15 protein-coding genes and 2 pseudogenes are annotated in these 16025 nt (G+C 65.2%); 8 read left to right on the top strand and 9 right to left on the bottom strand.

The genetic code is table 11. The annotated features are described in order from the left end of the window. Positions 1-117 precede the first annotated feature (117 nt). The 5 genes from ddpX to PST29_RS19970 form a co-directional block, all read right to left on the bottom strand. Entirely contained in the window at positions 118-675 is a 558-nt protein-coding gene (ddpX, locus tag PST29_RS19990; protein ID WP_060840218.1) for a D-alanyl-D-alanine dipeptidase, read from the bottom strand. A 32-nt stretch (positions 676-707) separates the two neighbouring features. Continuing rightward, the gene (locus PST29_RS19985) at positions 708-1568 is read right to left on the bottom strand and encodes a MurR/RpiR family transcriptional regulator (RefSeq protein WP_060844148.1); all 861 of its coding nucleotides are present in this window, start codon (positions 1566-1568) and stop codon (positions 708-710) included. Between the two features lie 141 nt (positions 1569-1709). After that, on the bottom strand, positions 1710-2216 hold the full coding sequence (locus PST29_RS19980; protein ID WP_060844147.1) for a nucleoside 2-deoxyribosyltransferase: 507 nt from the start codon (positions 2214-2216) through the stop codon (positions 1710-1712). A 138-nt stretch (positions 2217-2354) separates the two neighbouring features. Next, positions 2355-2711, bottom strand: a complete 357-nt coding sequence (gene queD, locus PST29_RS19975; RefSeq protein ID WP_011062303.1) for a 6-carboxytetrahydropterin synthase QueD — start codon at positions 2709-2711, stop codon at positions 2355-2357. Positions 2712-2840: 129 nt separating this feature from the next. Beyond that, complete coding sequence (locus tag PST29_RS19970; RefSeq protein WP_060844146.1) at positions 2841-3920, bottom strand: patatin-like phospholipase family protein; 1080 nt, start codon at positions 3918-3920, stop codon at positions 2841-2843. A gap of 162 nt (positions 3921-4082) precedes the next feature. On the opposite strand from PST29_RS19970, the gene PST29_RS19965 reads away from it, so the two are divergent. Genes PST29_RS19965 through PST29_RS19950 form a run of 4 tightly spaced genes read left to right on the top strand, consistent with a single transcriptional unit; the run spans position 4083 to position 6683 of the window. Continuing rightward, the gene (locus PST29_RS19965) at positions 4083-4391 is read left to right on the top strand and encodes a PepSY domain-containing protein (RefSeq protein ID WP_060840214.1); all 309 of its coding nucleotides are present in this window, start codon (positions 4083-4085) and stop codon (positions 4389-4391) included. Next, entirely contained in the window at positions 4391-4705 is a 315-nt protein-coding gene (locus tag PST29_RS19960; RefSeq protein WP_060844145.1) for a PepSY domain-containing protein, read from the top strand. Before PST29_RS19965 ends, PST29_RS19960 begins: the two co-directional genes overlap by 1 nt. Then, entirely contained in the window at positions 4705-5373 is a 669-nt protein-coding gene (locus tag PST29_RS19955) for a response regulator transcription factor (RefSeq protein ID WP_060840212.1), read from the top strand. The genes PST29_RS19960 and PST29_RS19955 overlap by 1 nt, the downstream gene beginning before the upstream one ends. Then, on the top strand, positions 5370-6683 hold the full coding sequence (locus tag PST29_RS19950; protein WP_060840211.1) for a sensor histidine kinase: 1314 nt from the start codon (positions 5370-5372) through the stop codon (positions 6681-6683). The genes PST29_RS19955 and PST29_RS19950 overlap by 4 nt, the downstream gene beginning before the upstream one ends. Positions 6684-6968: 285 nt before the next feature. Here PST29_RS19950 and PST29_RS32835 read toward each other — a convergent pair whose 3' ends face one another. Next, on the bottom strand, positions 6969-7724 hold the full coding sequence (locus PST29_RS32835; RefSeq protein WP_371826206.1) for a methyl-accepting chemotaxis protein: 756 nt from the start codon (positions 7722-7724) through the stop codon (positions 6969-6971). Between the two features lie 102 nt (positions 7725-7826). After that, positions 7827-7973, bottom strand: a pseudogene (locus tag PST29_RS32830) (HAMP domain-containing protein); the annotation flags it as partial. 1743 nt (positions 7974-9716) lie between these two features. Between PST29_RS32830 and PST29_RS19940 the strand changes: the two are divergent. The 3 genes and pseudogenes from PST29_RS19940 (at position 9717) to PST29_RS32820 (ending at position 12882) form a co-directional block, all read left to right on the top strand. Beyond that, complete coding sequence (locus PST29_RS19940) at positions 9717-11033, top strand: Na+/H+ antiporter family protein (protein WP_162492857.1); 1317 nt, start codon at positions 9717-9719, stop codon at positions 11031-11033. Between the two features lie 169 nt (positions 11034-11202). Beyond that, a pseudogene (locus PST29_RS32825) lies at positions 11203-12024 on the top strand (cache domain-containing protein); the annotation flags it as partial. Positions 12025-12060: 36 nt separating this feature from the next. Then, positions 12061-12882, top strand: coding sequence for a methyl-accepting chemotaxis protein (locus PST29_RS32820; protein ID WP_371920316.1), 822 nt, complete (start codon positions 12061-12063; stop codon positions 12880-12882). Between the two features lie 135 nt (positions 12883-13017). Here the strand turns inward: PST29_RS32820 and trhP are convergent, their stop codons facing one another. Further along, the gene (gene trhP, locus PST29_RS19930; protein WP_060844143.1) at positions 13018-14343 is read right to left on the bottom strand and encodes a prephenate-dependent tRNA uridine(34) hydroxylase TrhP; all 1326 of its coding nucleotides are present in this window, start codon (positions 14341-14343) and stop codon (positions 13018-13020) included. Between the two features lie 160 nt (positions 14344-14503). Here trhP and PST29_RS19925 point away from each other — a divergent pair, with 160 nt between their 5' ends. Continuing rightward, positions 14504-15565, top strand: a complete 1062-nt coding sequence (locus tag PST29_RS19925; protein ID WP_060844142.1) for an AI-2E family transporter — start codon at positions 14504-14506, stop codon at positions 15563-15565. Positions 15566-15643: 78 nt separating this feature from the next. On the opposite strand, the gene PST29_RS19920 is transcribed toward PST29_RS19925, so the two are convergent. Continuing rightward, positions 15644-15838: a hypothetical protein gene (locus PST29_RS19920; RefSeq protein WP_016965586.1), complete on the bottom strand. Its 195-nt coding sequence runs from the start codon at positions 15836-15838 to the stop codon at positions 15644-15646. Between the last annotated feature and the right edge of the window lie 187 nt (positions 15839-16025).

Genomic DNA, 16025 nt, shown 5'->3' with positions numbered 1-16025 from the left:
TTCGTCAGGTTTTTTATAAAAGCTATAACCGGGCAGTTGGAGCTGAAGCGGTGTTGCAGGGCGACCGGCGTGGGGCAGTTAGCTGCCTGTTGTTGTGGCCGGTTGGGGAACGGGACATCAGTGTTCGAAGGGCTGGTCGTGCTCCTGGATCAGGGGGAAGTCCTCGGCGTTGGGCAGCTCGTAGTGCCACCACTCGGTGGGGATCGCCTCGAAGCCGGCGCTGAGCATGATCCCCAGCAGCAGCAGGCGATTGCGCTGCACCTGGGGCGGCAGGTCGCTGTAGAACTGGTGCGACTTGGGCTCCATGGCATCGAAGGCGGTGCCCATGTCCAGCGCCTGGCCGCTTTCATCCACCAGGGTCAGGTCCACGGCTACGCCCCGGGTGTGGTGCGAGCCCAGGCGCGGGTCGCGCACGTAGTCCGGGTCGGGCAGGGCCTGCCACAGCAGCTGCTGGGCGTAGGCCGGGCGGTAGGCGTCGTAGATGCGCAGGCCCAGGCCGGCCATGCGCGCCAGCTGGCTGGCCTTGTACAGGCAGGCCGCGGCGTCCTTGTGCAGCAGGCAGCGGGCGTTGCGGTAGATCACCTGGCCGGCCAGGTTGTCGGCGCTGGCGTAGACCAGGTCGATTTCCAGTTGGTGGCGCTGGGCGTCGATTTCGACAAGGGGGCTGTTGTTCACTCACTCACTCCATCTTGGGACAGGCTTGAAGGTCAGGACTCGAACTGGCCGAAGGCTTCCTGCAACGCTCGGTTCTTCGCCAGGCGCTCATCCAGGCGCTCGCCATAGCCCTCGGCCACCGCGGACACCATCAGGTTGAACAGGCAGGTCAGCGGCGCCAGGGAATCCCAGAACTGGCCGACATCGGTTTTCAGTTGCAGCAGGTCCAGCGGGTAGTCCCGGGCCCAGGGGCATTGCAGGTCGGTGACCAGGGCCAGGGGCAGGGCGTTGGCGTTGGCCACTTCGCAGAAGGTCTGGGTGATGGCGGAGTAGGCGCGAAAGTCGGAAATGATCGCGTAGGGCTTGGCGAAGCCCGAGTTCAGGGTTTCCGCGTAGATGCCCGACAGGCCGTCGACGTAATAGACCTTGGGCCGGATGTATTCCAGGTGGCTGTGGAAGGCGTTGAGGATGCCCCGGGTCGACTGGATGCCGATGATGAACACCGCGTCGGCCTCGACGATCTGCCGCACGATCGCGCCGAACGCTGGGCTGCGGGCCAGGCCGTAGACATGCTGGATGGCCTCGATCTCGCGATGCATCGAGCGCTCCAGGGCGTCGTCCTGATGGGCTTCGCTGCGAAACGCGCCAAGCCGGTCGGTGATCAGCCAGGAGGCCGGGGTATCGCCGCGCAGGCCTTGCTTGACGTCATCCAGGTTGCGGTAGCCCAGCGAGCGCAGGAAGCGCCCCACGGATATGCCCGTGGTGCCGGCTTGCTGGGCGATGCTGTCGGCGGTCTCGAAGGGCAACTGCTGGAGGTTGGCCAACAGGTAGGTAGCGATGCGCTTGCCGGTGGGCGTCAGGCTTGCAAACTGCTGTTCCAGGGTGACTTGGAAACTGTTCTTGTCCATGACCATCTCGCCAGGCGTTCGTGGAAAATGTTATTTAAGTTTCATTTTTGTAATTCGTGTTAGAAACATAACATCGGCCTTCGCGGCAAAACAAGGCTTTTGTCCGACGAGGTCGTTTTCGGCAGAAAGTGACGCTGCTGGTTATCTTCAGTGGGCCGCAGGGGCTGCGTTCAACCAGTGCCCGAGGTCACGGATGGCTGTTTCCACACAGGTGCTACGACCGCTCCAGGTGCAGGCCAGCATCAGGTTGCGCGGCAGATTGAAGTCTTCCACCGCAAAACCCTGGGCATCGCGGCCCTGGGCGTCGTGGGGCACCTGCTGGCGCAGGGTCGCGGGGCCGCTGAAGTAGGCCCACACCGGTTTGCCCAGGGCGATGGCCGCGCCCACTTCGAAGGCGGTGCCGGAATCCGGCTCCAGGCCGCGAAAGTCGTTGAGGTTGGCCAGCAGGGCGTCGCAGGCGCGGAGCATGGCCAGGTTCTGCTGGCAGATCCACTGCGCCGTGGCTTCTGGCGAGAGGTTCTGCGGGGCCTGGTTATCCAGGGGGAACAGACCGTGCAGGCCCTGGGCGCTGCACAGTTGCTTGAGGTATTGGCCATGGGCCACGGCGTCGCTGCGAAACACATCGAAACCGGCGAGGTAGATACGTGGGCTCACGGGCAGCTCGATCTCTTCTGTGGCGAGGGAGCTTGCTCCCGCTGGGTGGCAGCGCCACCCCAAATGCGCTAAACGCGGCGCTCCCGGCCGATCACTGATTCGGCGTCACCAGCGCTGGCCAGCCCTGCAGGGCGCGGATTATTCGCCGCGGTAGATGCAGCCGCTGGTGCAGGTTTCGTGGATGCGGATCGCCGAGAGCTCCGGCAGCAGCGGCTTGAGCTCGTTCCAGATCCACTTGGCCAGGACTTCGCTGGTGGGGTTTTCCAGGCCGGGGATGTCGTTCAGGTAGTTGTGGTCCAGGCGCTCGTACAGCGGCTTGAAGATCGCCTTGATTTCCGAGAAGTCGCGGATCCAGCCGGTGTGCGCGTCGACCTCGCCGCTGAGGTGGATCGCCACCTTGAACGAGTGGCCATGCAGGCGGCCGCACTTGTGGCCTTCGGGCACGAAGGGCAGGCGATGGGCGGATTCGAAGGTAAATTCTTTGAAGATTTCCACAGTGTCGGTCAGCTCTGTCAGGTGGCGTCGCCCGCGGGCGAGTTGAGGCAGGCGGCGAGTTTATCAGCTTGGCTCCCGGGCTGCGGAAAAACCCTGACTAAAGGGTCAGTCCGCCACGCCGGCGGGTTTCTAGAGGCTTTGCAGGCGTTCGCCCAGGCGGTTCTGCGCCGCCAGTTCGAGGAATTCGTCGCCCAGGCGCCGGCTTTCGTCCATGGCGCTGCGCCAGTATTTTTGCCGGCCGGCGTCGTCGCCCATGAAGCGCTTGAAGTCGTTGCGGTCCGGCAGCTTGCCGTAGGGCAGGCGCGCCAGGTACTCCTTCGACGGCGCCAGCAGCAGGACGTCGCGCAGGCGTTCGGGGCTGGCCCGGCGCCAGGGCAGGGTCTTGTCGAACCAGCCGGGGATCACCCGATCGGTGAAGTGCGGGTAGAGCACGATGTCGCTGCCGCTGTAGGGCAGGTCCAGGTGGTAGTCCAGCAGGCCGCCGTCGCGGAAGGTGCCGGTGCCGGCCCCGGGCAGTTCGCGCACGCCCTGCATGACCATGGGGATTGAGCCGGAGGCCAGCAGTGCCTGGCGCAGGTTGCCGCGATCCAGGGGCACGAAGCGCGAGGGAAAGTCCTCCAGTGCCTGCAGCGGCGGGGCCAGGCGCGGGTCGTGCAGCACCAGGCGTTCGAAGTGCCGCGACAACCGCGCGCGGCCCCGCAGGTTGTCGGCGATCACCGAGGACAGCCCCAGGCCCAGGCGCCCGCGATGGTCGTCGGCGAGCAGGCCGTGGCTTTTGACCACCATGATGTTGAGCCGGTAGTGGGGGTTGTCGAGGATCGAGGCGTCGCGGCCATCGAGCAGGTCGTCGAGCATGCGCTGCGAGCTCTGGCTGATCTGCGCCATGGTCACGCCCTTGGCGAAGCTCTGGGCGTTGTACAGCTGGCCCAGGCGGCGGATGCCTTCGGCGGCATCCGGCAGGCAGGCGCTGGCGAAGCGCCAGGAACCCACCGAGGCACCGATCAGCGAGCGTTCGCGGGGCGCGGCGGGCAGCCATTCGCCGAACAGCGCCAGGTCCAGGCCCTGAATGCCCAGGGCCTTGGGGCCACCAGCGGCGCCCGGCAAGGTGCCGACTTCACCGGCGTGCAGGCCTTGGCGGCGAATGCGGGCCAGGGCGCGGGGGCCGGCCTTGAGGGTCAGGGCGGGAAACTTGATATGGATGGCGGTCATACCGGGCTCACTCTTGAATCAGCCGCCGAGTATAGAGAACCCGGGCGCCGGGGGCCGAGTGAAAGTTCTGTCAGGCCCATGATGGCGATTCAGTTTCAATTAAGTTGCCTTGGGTATCGTTTGCGGCATCGGCCTTGTGGCCTGCGACCTTGGAGAACTGCCATGAAAACCCTGACCGCGCTGTTCAGCGCCAGCCTGATCGCCCTGACCGCCAGCCTGGCCCACGCCCGCGACCTGGGCCCCGACGAAGCCCTGCGGCTGCGCGACGCTGGTACCATTGTGTCCTTTGAAAAACTCAATGCCACGGCCCTGTCCCGGCATCCTGGGGCGAGCATCAGCGAAACCGAGCTTGAGGAAGAGTACGGCAAGTACATCTACCAGGTTGAGCTGCGCGACCCGCAGGGACTGGAATGGGACCTGGAACTGGACGCGGTAAGCGGCCAGGTACTCAAGGATCATCAGGACACTTAATGAACCGGACTCTGCGCATCGCCGGCAGCTGTGCCGCCCTGGCGCTGCTGTTCTGCTCCCTGGCCATGGCCCGCGACCTGGACCAGGACGAAGCCCTGCGCCTGCGCCAGCAGGGGGTGATCCTGCCCCTGGAGCAGTTGCTCAAGCAGGCCCTGGACCGCTACCCCGGGGCCAAGCTGCTGGAAGCTGAACTTGAAGAAAAACACGATGTGTACATTTATGAAGTCGAGCTCTTGACCGTGGACGGCGTGGTCCGCGAGCTGGACCTGGACGCCGCCACCGGGCGCCTGTTGAAAGATGAGGAAGACGACTGATGCGCCTGCTTGTGGTGGAAGATCATGTATCCCTGGCCGATGAACTGCTCGAAGGCCTGAAGCTGCAGGGCTACGCCGTGGACTGGCTGGCCGATGGCCGCGACGCGCTGTACCAGGGTGCCAGCGAACCCTACGACCTGATCATTCTCGACCTCGGCCTGCCCGGGGTGCCGGGCCTGGAGGTATTGCGCCAGTGGCGCGCGGACGGGCTGGCGACCCCGGTGCTGGTGCTCACCGCCCGTGGCTCCTGGGCCGAGCGCATCGAGGGGCTCAAGGCCGGTGCCGACGATTACCTGAGCAAACCCTTTCATCCCGAGGAGCTGCACCTGCGGGTCCAGGCCCTGCTGCGCCGTTCCCACGGCCAGGCCAATCAGCAGACCCTGCAGGCCGCCGGGCTGCAACTGGATGAAGGCCGCCAGTGCGTGGTCCGCGATGGCCAAGACGTGCTGCTGACCGCCGCCGAGTTCCGCCTGCTGCGCTATTTCATGCTGCACCCGCAGCAGATCCTGTCCAAAAGCCACCTGGCCGAACACCTGTATGACGGTGAAACCGAGCGCGACTCCAATGTGCTTGAAGTCCACGTCAACCACCTGCGGCGCAAGCTCGGCCGCGAGGTGATCGAAACCCGTCGCGGCCAGGGCTACCTGTTCGGCGGGACGGCTTCGTGAGGTCGATCCAGAGGCGCCTGAGCCTGGGGCTGATCACGGTGATGCTGGTGGTCGGCCTGGTACTGGCCCAGACCAGCCTCTGGCTGTTTGAAGTGGGCTTGCAGCGTTACCTGGAGGCCGGGCTGCGGGAAGACAGCGAGAGCCTGCTGCTGGCCCTGGTGCGCGGTCCGCAAGGCTTGCAGCTGGACGAGCGGCGCCTGTCGCCGGCTTATCAGCGGCCCTTTTCCGGGCATTACTTTCGTATCGATTTTGCCGACGTGCACTGGCGTTCCCGCTCCCTGTGGGACCAGGAACTGCCGCAGCTTGCGCGCGCCGGCCTGCAAAGCGACCTGCAACTGGGGCCCGAGGGCCAGCAACTGCTGGTGTTGCGCAGCGACTACAAACGTCTGGGCCAGTCCATTTCCATCAGCGTGGCCCAGGACTACACCCCGGTGCGCGAGAGCTTCCAGCGCATGCGTCAGGTCGGTCTTGGCCTGGGGCTGGCGGGGTTGCTGCTGATCCTGCTGCTGCAGCGCATGACCGTGCGCCGGGCCCTGCGTCCCCTGGAAACCGCCCGCGAGCAGATCGCCCAGTTGCAGCAGGGCCAGCGTTCGCAGCTCGATGCCCGGGTGCCGCTGGAACTGGAGCCTTTGGTGGCGCAGATCAACCATTTGCTGGCCCACACCGAAGACAGCCTGAACCGCTCGCGCAATGCCCTGGGCAACCTTGGCCACGCCCTGAAAACACCGCTGGCAGTGCTCCTGAGCCTGGCGTCGGGGCCCAAGCTCGATGGCCACCCCGAGCTGCGCAAGGTGCTGCTGGAGCAATTGCAGCAAGTGCAGCAGCGCCTCAATCGTGAACTCAACCGCGCGCGGTTGGCGGGGGATGCCTTGCCCGGGGTGCTGTTCGAATGCGATGCCGAACTGCCGGGCTTGCTGGCGACCTTGAACATGATCCATGGCGAGCACCTGGACTTGAGTTACCAGGCGCCACCGGGGCTGCGCCTACCCTGGGACCGGGAAGACCTGCTGGAGCTGTTGGGCAATCTGCTGGACAACGCCTGCAAATGGGCCGATGCCCAGGTGCGCCTGAGCGTCGAGGAGCGGTCGCAGGACTTTTGCCTGCGGGTGGAGGACGACGGCCCGGGCATTCCCGAAGCACGGCGGGCGGAGGTGTTCAGTCGTGGTGCCCGGCTGGATGAACAGACCGATGGCCATGGGCTGGGCCTGGGCATTGTGCGCGACATCGTCGACGCCTGCGGCGGCCGCCTGAACCTGGGGGACAGCGAGTGGGGCGGCTTGCGGGTGGAGGTCGAGCTGCCCAAGCGCTGAACTTGCCTGGCGCTCGACCTTCGAACCCTAGCGGCCTCTGGATCTTGGCGGCCCTGCGTGCCGTTCGCAGCCTGCGGCAGCGGCTACAGCATTCGGTTTGGTGCCGGTGTAGCCGCTGCCGAGCCCTGGCGCTCGATTGTCGAACCCTGGCGGCCTCTGGATCTTTGCGGCCCTGCGTGCCGTTCGCAGCCTGCGGCAGCGGCTAAGCATTCGGTTTGGTGCCGGTGTAGCCGCTGCCGAGCCCTGGCGAGGCTGCGACAAGGCCCGAAGGGCCTTTGGACAGGGTCAGACGCGGAACTGGTCCATCAGGCTCTGTTGCTGGTTGGCCAGGCTGTTGAGCGACTGGCTGACCCGCGCCGACTCATTGGCCTGTTCCGACAGCGACTCGGTGACATCGCGAATGGTCGCCACGTTGCTGTTGATCTCTTCGGCCACTGCGCTCTGCTGTTCGGCGGCGCTGGCGATCTGCAGGTTCATGTCGCTGATCACCGTCACCGCATCGCCGATCTGGCGCAGGGCGGTGACCGCCTGACCGACTTGCTCGACGCTGCCCTGGGCCTGGCGATGGCTGTTGTTCATCGACCCCACCACGTCCCGGGTGCCGGTTTGCAGTTGCTCGATCACTTGGCGGGTTTCCTCCACCGACTCCTGGGTGCGCTGGGCCAGGTTGCGCACTTCGTCGGCCACCACCGCGAAGCCGCGCCCGGCTTCCCCGGCTCGAGCCGCTTCGATGGCGGCGTTGAGGGCCAGCAGGTTGGTCTGCTCGGCAATCGAGCGGATCACTTCCAGTACCGTGCCGATCTGTTCGCTGTTGGCGGCCAGGCCTTCGACCTGGGTCATGGCGGCGCTCATGTCGGCGGCCAGTTGGTCGATGCTGCGGGTGGTGCGGTCGATCACGGTCAGGCCCTGTTGCGTGGCCTGGTCGGCATCCCGCGCCGCCTGGGCCGCCTGGGCCGCGCTGCGGGCGACGTCCTGGGCGGTGGCGCTCATTTCGTGGGACGCGGTGGCCACCTGGTCCACCTGGCGATACTGCTGCTCCATGCCGGCGCTGGTCTGGGTGGCGATGGCCGATGACTGGTCGGCGGTGCCGCGGGCGTCCTGCACCGAGCGTTTCACTTCGGCAATGATCGGCTGCAGCTTGTCGAGGAAACGGTTGAACCAGCCGGCCAGCTGGCCCAGCTCGTCCTGCTTGTCGTAGGCCAGGCGTCGGGTCAGGTCGCCTTCACCGCTGGCGATGTCTTCGAGCATGTGGGCCACGCCGAGGATCGGCCGGGTCACGCTGCGGGCCATCAGCCACACCAGCAGCAGGCCGACCACGGCGGCCAGGAGGCCCAGGCCCAGCTCCATCAGGGTGCCGCTGCGGTTGTCGGCATCGAGCTGGCTTTTCAGGGTTTCGGCCGGGCCCACCAGGACCTTTTCCGGTACGTCCAGCAGCACGCCCCAGGGCTTGCCGCCGGGGATCGGGGTGAAGGGGGCGAGCACCTTGAGTTCATGGTTGCTGTGCAGGCTGTGGGTCTGGGTGCTGCCGGCCAGCTGGCGGATCAGCTCGGCGCCGTTGAGGCTGTCGACGATGTCCAGGCGCTGGCTGAGTTTGCTGGCGTCCGGGCTGTAGCCGGCCAGCAGGCCCACCGGGCTGAGGATGCTGACGCTGGTCTGGCCGGCGTAGAGCTTCTGGCTGGCGTTGCGGCTGATGGCCTGCAGGCTGTTGAGGTTGATGTCCACCGACAGCGAGGCGATGACTTTGCCGTTGACCAGCAGCGGGAAGACGATGCTGGTCATCAGCACCTTCTGGCCGTCGATGTCATAGAAGTAGGGTTCGATCACGCAGGGCTTGAGGGTGCTGCGCGGGCAGGTGAACCAGGCATTGGCCGGCTGGCCGCTGGGGCCGGTGCGGGTGTCGCTCATGTCGCTTTCCGGCAGCGACATGGCGGTCAGCTTGCCCGGGGTGGGCTGGGACCAGTACAGGGCGAAGCGGCCCTTTTCGTTGCTGCCCAGTTCGCTCTGGCCGCTGAACAATTCGTCCTTGCCATCCAGGGCGTTGGCTTCGAACACCAGGGACAGGCCCAGCAGGTCGGGGTTGGCCTGCAGCGCCGACTTGACCTGGCGGGTCAGGTCCTCGCGCAGGTCGAAGGCGTCGAGAAAGCGCTTCTCGGCCTGTTCGCGCAGGAACAGCACCTGGCGCGAGAAGCCGTGGCCGTACTGGTAGGCGTCCATGAATTGCTGGCGAATGCCCAGCGCCTGGACTTCACCCTGGGCCTCGATCCGCGCCTGGGCGGCTTCGTTGAGCATCTCCATGCTCGAGGTCTTTACCAGCTCGGAGCTGTGCTCCATGCGATACAGCGAAAGCCCCACCAACAGCGAGACGATGCCCAACAGGCAGAGTCCGGCCAGCAGGGTGATCTTCCATTGGATGGAAAGTTGTCTGAGCGACATGGAGACGTCCTTTATTCGATAAATATCTGAGACATCGCACTGTAACGGCCGACGAACGGCGTTCTTTAAACGCTTGTTCGAAATTAGCCGCGAAGCTTTGGGGCTGCTGCGCCGCCCAGCGCGAGCAAGCTCCCTCGCCACGGGGAGGGGGTCGGGCTTGGGGGCTTCGCTGGCATGGGGCTCGACAGGAGCCGGGTTTTGACAAGCCGGGCCTGCTGCTGCAAAGTGCGCGCCCCTTAGGGTCTGTTGCCATTGGGTGACAGGCCGCGACGGCAGCCCACTTGGCACAGGGCAAGGCGCGAGGAGCGCGGTTTGGTTGTTCCAAATAAGCTCCGAGCAACACAGCCCTGTGCCAAGTGGGCCCCGTCCCTTCGGGTTGCGTGCCAAACGGCGCGAGGCTGCGTTGCGGGATTTGCCAAGGGAGCACCATTAGCGGCATCCCGCGCCTTGCCTCGCTCCGTTTGGCCCAGCAACGCGGCTCGTCACCAAATGGCAACAGACCCTTGAACCTCTTTCATTTCGATGTCGGCAGCCCGCTGCCTTCCGGTCGGTCACAGGCTTTTGCGCCATTTTTGCTGGTGCAGTAATGAGGTAACGATGATTAACGCAGTAATTGCCGCGGTTGGCGTGATGTTGGTGCTCAGCCTGTCCCGCGTGCACGTAGTGATCGCCCTGATCGTTGGCGCGCTGGTGGGCGGCCTGACCGGCGGCCTGGGTATCGAGGCCACGCTCAAGGCGTTCAACAGCGGACTGGGCGGCGGTGCCACCGTGGCCTTGTCCTACGCCTTGCTCGGCGCGTTCGCCGTGGCCATTGCCAAGTCCGGCCTGGCCCACGCCCTGGCGGACAAGATACTGGTGCTGGTGGATCGCCAGGATGCCCAGGGCGGCGGCCAGGTCAAATGGCTGCTGATCGGCCTGCTGTGGGTGGTGGCGATTGCCTCGCAGAACATCCTGCCGATCCACATTGCCTTCATTCCGCTGTTGGTGCCGCCGCTGCTGTATGTGCTGACCAAGCTGCAACTGGACCGGCGGCTGATCGCCTGCGTCATCACCTTCGGCCTGATCACCCCCTACATGTTCCTGCCGGTGGGCTTCGGCAACATCTTCCTCAACGAGATCCTCCTGGCCAACGTGGCCCGCAGCGGGGTGGACATCAGTCAGGTGAATGTCACTCACGCCATGGGCATTCCGGCCCTGGGCATGCTCTGTGGCTTGCTGCTGGCCTTTGTCAGCTACCGCAAGAAGCGCGTGTATGACCTGGACCGGATCGAGAAGGTCGAGCAGGTGGCGGTGCAGTACAACCCGCGGACCCTGCTGGTGGCGGGCCTGGCGATTGTCGCTGCCTTCGTGATCCAGTTGCTGCTGGACTCGATGATTATCGGTGCTTTGTGCGGGTTTCTGATTTTCTCGGCGTCGGGCATCGTGCGCTGGCGCGAGACTGACGAGCTGTTCACCGAAGGCATGAAGATGATGGCCATGATCGGCTTCATCATGATCGCCGCCTCGGGCTTTGCCGAAGTGATGAAGGCCACCGGCGAGGTCAATTCCCTGGTCCAGGCCTCGGCGGCGTGGATCGGCCACAGCAAGGGCGTGGGTGCCTTGCTGATGCTGCTGGTGGGGCTGCTGGTGACCATGGGCATCGGCTCGTCGTTTTCCACGGTGCCGATCCTCGCGGCGATCTTCGTGCCGCTGTGCGTGCAGCTGGGCTTCAGCCCGCTGGCGATCGTCTGCATCGTGGGCACTGCCGGGGCGCTGGGGGATGCGGGCTCGCCGGCCTCGGACTCGACCCTGGGGCCGACCTCGGGCCTGAACATCGATGGCCAGCACCACCATATCTGGGACACCGTGGTCCCGACCTTCCTGCACTACAACCTGCCGTTGCTGGCCTTCGGCTGGGTGGCCGCCATGGTTCTCTGACCACCTGCCTCTCCCGGGAACGGGGCGGTGTGGGCGTCGGCAAGGTCGGTGCAGGGCTCAAGGGCCTCTTCGCCGACAGGCCGGCGCCTGCGGGTTCAGGCTCAACTTTTGGACGGGCGTGCCGCTAACGCGGTTATCACGCCAATAAAAAACCAGAGTGAGCCCCCCTATGCGCTTGAGCCTGAAGGCCAAAGTCCTGTCCCTGGCAGTCCTCCCGGTACTGTTGTTTGCGCTGGTGATCAGCCTGAGCACGGTATTCATGCTGCGTCAGCAGGCCCAGAAAGAAGTTGAGGAAACCCGTCAGCGCCTGCTGGGCGAGGCCAAGGCCACGCTGCAGAGCTATGTCGAAGTGGCCCTGAACACGGTCAAGCCGCTGTACGACGCGGCAGCCCCCGGGGATCAGGCGGCTCGGGCCGAGGTGGTCAAGCTGCTGTCGAACATCAGTTACGGCAAGGACGGCTACTTCTTCGGCTACGACTCCGAGACCGTGCGCCTGTTCAAGGGCAATAGCGCGGACGGTGTGGGCAAGAGCTTCAAGGACAACCGCGACCCCAATGGGGTCTACGTCAACCGCGAATTGGTACGCGTGGGCAAGGACGGCAGTCACTACGTGCAATACAGCTCGACCCAGCCGGGCAGCGATGTGCTGGTGCCCAAGCTGGGCTACACCGAGTACCTGCCCAAGTGGGACATGGTGCTGGGCACCTCGGTCAACCTCGACGGCATCGACGCCCAGGTGGCAGCGGTGGAGAGCAGCGTCAACCAGCGCATGGAAGGCATGGTCCTGAGCATTCTCGGGATTGCCGCGGTGGTGCTGCTGGTGATTGCGGCCCTGGGGCTGCTGGTGGCCAACACCATGCTGCGGCCGCTGAACCTGATGAAGGCCAACCTGGATGACATCGCCGCCGGCGAAGGCGACCTGACCCGCCGCCTGGCGATCACCAGCCAGGACGAGTTGGGCGAGCTGGCCGGTTCGTTCAACCGCTTTGTCGACAAGATCCACGGCCTGGTGCGGCAGATCACCGAAATGACCGGACAGCTCACCGAGCTGGTGACCCAGGTGTCGGACCAGGCGCACCGCTCCGAGCAGGCCATGGAGCGCCAGCGCCACGAGACCGATCAGGTGGCCACGGCGATCAATGAAATGTCTTCTGCGGCCCAGGAAGTGGCGCGCAGCGCCCAGGGCGCGGCGGTGGCGGCGCAGCAGACCGATGAAGAAGGCCAGGCGGCCAAGCGCGTGGTGGACGGCAGCATCCAGCAGATCCATTCCCTGGTCAGCGATATCCGCAACAGCGGCACCTCCCTGGACAGCCTGCAGCAGGACGTGTCGTCGATTGTCAGCGTGCTGGACGTGATCCGCTCGATTGCCGAACAGACCAACCTGCTGGCGCTCAACGCCGCCATCGAAGCGGCCCGGGCCGGGGAGGCCGGGCGCGGTTTTGCCGTGGTCGCCGACGAAGTCCGGGCCCTGGCCAGCCGTACCCAGCAGAGCACCCAGGAAATCCAGGGCATGATCGACCGTCTGCAGCAGGGCACCCGGGTGGCGGTGGACGCCATGCGCCGCTCCAGCGACGCCGGTGACGGCACCTCGGTCAAGGCCAACGAGGCCGGGGCTTCGCTGGACACCATGGCCCAGCTGATTGGCACCATCAATTCGATGAACGCGCAGATTGCCAGCGCCGCCGAGGAGCAGACCGCGGTGGCCGAGGAGATCAACCGCAGCGTGCACCAGATCGCCGTGGCGGTGGACAGCGTAGCCGATGAAACCCAGCGCGGGGCCCAGACCTCCCGCAGCCTGGCGGACCTGGGCCAGCGCCTGGGTCGGTTGGTGGGGCAGTTCCGGATCTGAGGGGCCCTGCCGTAGCCGCTAGCGAGCCCGCAAGGCCCGGAAAAGGCCCCAAGGGCCTGGCCTGGCGGGCCAAGCGGCGCGACCGCTGCGCACTCAGGCGCAGCCGTGGCTACGACAGGTGGTCATTGCGCCGTGTCAGGCGCTGATGTCGCGCATCAGCAGGGCGAACTGCAGGTCCACTTGATCCGGGATCGGCAGGTACACCGTGTGGCCATCGCCCGGGGCGACTTCGATGGCTTCGCCCTTGGCGTTGTGCAGTTCGTGCAGGTCGAAGTGGAAGTTGCCCTTGGGGGTCATCAGTTCCATGTGATCGCCCACCGTGAATCGGTTCTTGACCTTGACTTCGGCCAGGCGGTCGCGGCGCTCGCCGGTGAGTTCGCCGACGAACTGCTGGCGCTCCGACACCGAGCTGCCGTTCTGGTAGTTCTGGTACTCGTCATGCACATGGCGGCGCAGGAAGCCTTCGGTGTAGCCGCGCTGGGCCAGGGATTCCAGGTCGTTCATCAGGCTGCGGTCGAACTCGCGACCGGCCACGGCGTCGTCGATGGCCCGGCGGTACACCTGGGTGGTGCGCGCGCAGTAGAAGTGCGACTTGGTCCGGCCTTCGATCTTCAGGGAGTGCACGCCCATGCGGGTCAGGCGCTCGACGTGCTGCACCGCCCGCAGGTCCTTGGCGTTCATGATGTAGGTGCCGTGCTCGTCCTCGAAGGCCGGCATCAGCTCGTCCGGGCGGTTGGCTTCCTGCAGCAGGAACACCTGCTCGGTGGGTGCGCCCAGGCCCAGGGTCGGCTCCGGCTGGAAGGTCTGGACGATTTCCCCCAGGTCGTTCTCGGTGGCTTGCTCGGCCTTGTATTTCCAGCGGCAGGCGTTGGTGCAGGTGCCCTGGTTGGCGTCGCGCTTGTTCATGTAGCCCGACAGCAGGCAGCGCCCGGAGTAGGCCATGCACAGGGCGCCGTGGACGAAGACTTCCAGCTCCATGGCCGGCACTTGCTGGCGGATCTCCTCGATCTCTTCCAGGGACAGCTCCCGGGACAGGATGATCCGGGTCAGCCCCTGTTGTTGCCAGAACTCGACGCTGGCCCAGTTCACCGTGTTGGCCTGCACCGAGAGGTGGATCGGCATGTGCGGGAAGTGCCGGCGCACCAGCATGATCAGGCCCGGGTCGGACATGATCAGCGCATCCGGCGCCATGTCGATGACCGGTTGCAGGTCCTTGAGGAAGGTCTTGAGCTTGGCATTGTGCGGGGCGATGTTGACCACCACGTAGAAACGCTTGCCTTGGGCCTGGGCCTCGCGAATGCCGAGGGCCAGGTTGGCGTGGTCGAATTCGTTGTTGCGCACCCGCAGGCTGTAGCGCGGCTGGCCGGCGTACACCGCATCGGCGCCGTAGGCGAAGGCGTAGCGCATGTTCTTCAGGGTGCCGGCGGGGGCCAGGAGTTCGGGTTTGGCGAGGAGCGTCATGGGGCTTGTCGGTCGCAAAAGGTCGCGAGGGTAAGCCAGCGCGCCGGGGCATTTATTGATCTGGGTCTATGTCTGGCGCAGAAAAAAACGCACTCGGCAACGCGCTTGCGGACTAACCCTCAGGACGCCGCAATCGAGCGTTGACCGACCGGGACCGGACATGAATCAAAACAACCTGCAAAACAAAAGCCTGCTGCTGTTGCTGGCCCTGGTGACGGTGGCGTTCATCTGGATTCTGCTGCCGTTCTACGGGGCGCTGTTCTGGGCGGTGATTCTCGGCATCGTCTTCGCTCCCCTGCAGCGCCGCCTGCAGCTGAAGTTCGGCTGGCCGCGCAATCTCACGGCCCTGTGCACGCTGTTGATCTGCCTGCTGATCGCCATCCTGCCGGTGATCGTCACTGGCGTGCTGCTGGTTCAGGAAGGCGCCGAGCTGTACCAGAAGATCGAAAGCGGCCAGCTGGATATCGCCGGCTACCTGGCCCAGTTCAAGCACGGCCTGCCGCCATACCTGCAGCACGTGCTGGACCGCCTGGGCCTGGGCGAGCTCAAGGGCTTGCAGGACAAGGCGGTCAAGGGCGCGATGCAGGGCAGTCAGTACCTGGCGACCCAGGCCTTCAGCTTCGGCCAGGGCACCTTCGAGTTCGTGGTGAGTTTTTTCATCATGCTCTACCTGCTGTTTTTCTTTCTGCGCGATGGCGCCGAGCTGGTGCGTAAGATCCGCAGCGCCGTGCCCCTGGCCGAGCACCAGAAGCGCCGACTGCAATTGAAGTTCAATCGGGTGGTGCGGGCCACGGTCAAGGGCAATGTGCTGGTGGCGGTGACTCAGGGCGCCCTGGGCGGGCTGATCTTCTGGTTCCTCGATATTCCCAGCGCCTTGCTCTGGGCGGTGCTGATGGCCTTTCTGTCGCTGTTGCCGGCGGTGGGGGCGGGGATTGTCTGGGGGCCGGTGGCGGCGTATTTCCTGATCAGCGGCGCGATCTGGCAAGGGGTGGTGCTGGTGCTGTTCGGGGTGCTGGTGATCGGTCTGGTGGACAACCTGCTGCGCCCGATCCTGGTGGGCAAGGATACGCGGATGCCGGATTACCTGATCCTGATCTCGACCCTGGGCGGGCTGGCGATCTTCGGCCTCAACGGTTTTGTCATCGGGCCGTTGATCGCCGCATTGTTCATGTCCAGCTGGGCGCTGTTCGTCGAAACCCGGCCGCGGGTGCAGTTGCCCTAGCGCTGGACGGCCCGGTGCTACGAAACATCACCTATTGCGCTGCTGGGCATTGCTACCGGTGCTACCGGCGTGGGCGGTTCAGTCCACCACTTGATCGAGCATGTGCAGCACCTCCTGCTCGTTGAGCAGGCCCTTGCGCACCAGGTTCTGGGTCAGCAGCGAAAGGAACTTGGCGCTGCGATGGCCTTCCAGATGCTTGAGTTCGGTCAGGGCGTCGTACACCCGGCTGGAGGTGCAGAGGCCTTCGACGCGGTGCGGGTTTTGCGTGGGCATGGGTTTCGTCCTTGTTGTTATGGGCCTGTTGTGACAGGGCTGCTATGACAGGCGTGGGGCGAGCGGACCCGGTCGATCTTGCAGTCCCTGAATGACACACGCGTGACAGTCCCATGTCGCTCGAGGCGTCGTCGGGATTGGCACACTATTGCCGGATTTTCAGGCAAATACTGTTCCAGTCGCGACA

Origin of the sequence: Pseudomonas sp. St29, from assembly GCF_001547915.1 — a bacterium.
In the GTDB taxonomy this organism is placed as follows: Bacteria; Pseudomonadota; Gammaproteobacteria; order Pseudomonadales; family Pseudomonadaceae; genus Aquipseudomonas.
The sequence above is the reverse complement of the archived record's forward strand: the minus strand, read 5'-3'. Positions and strand labels throughout refer to the sequence as shown.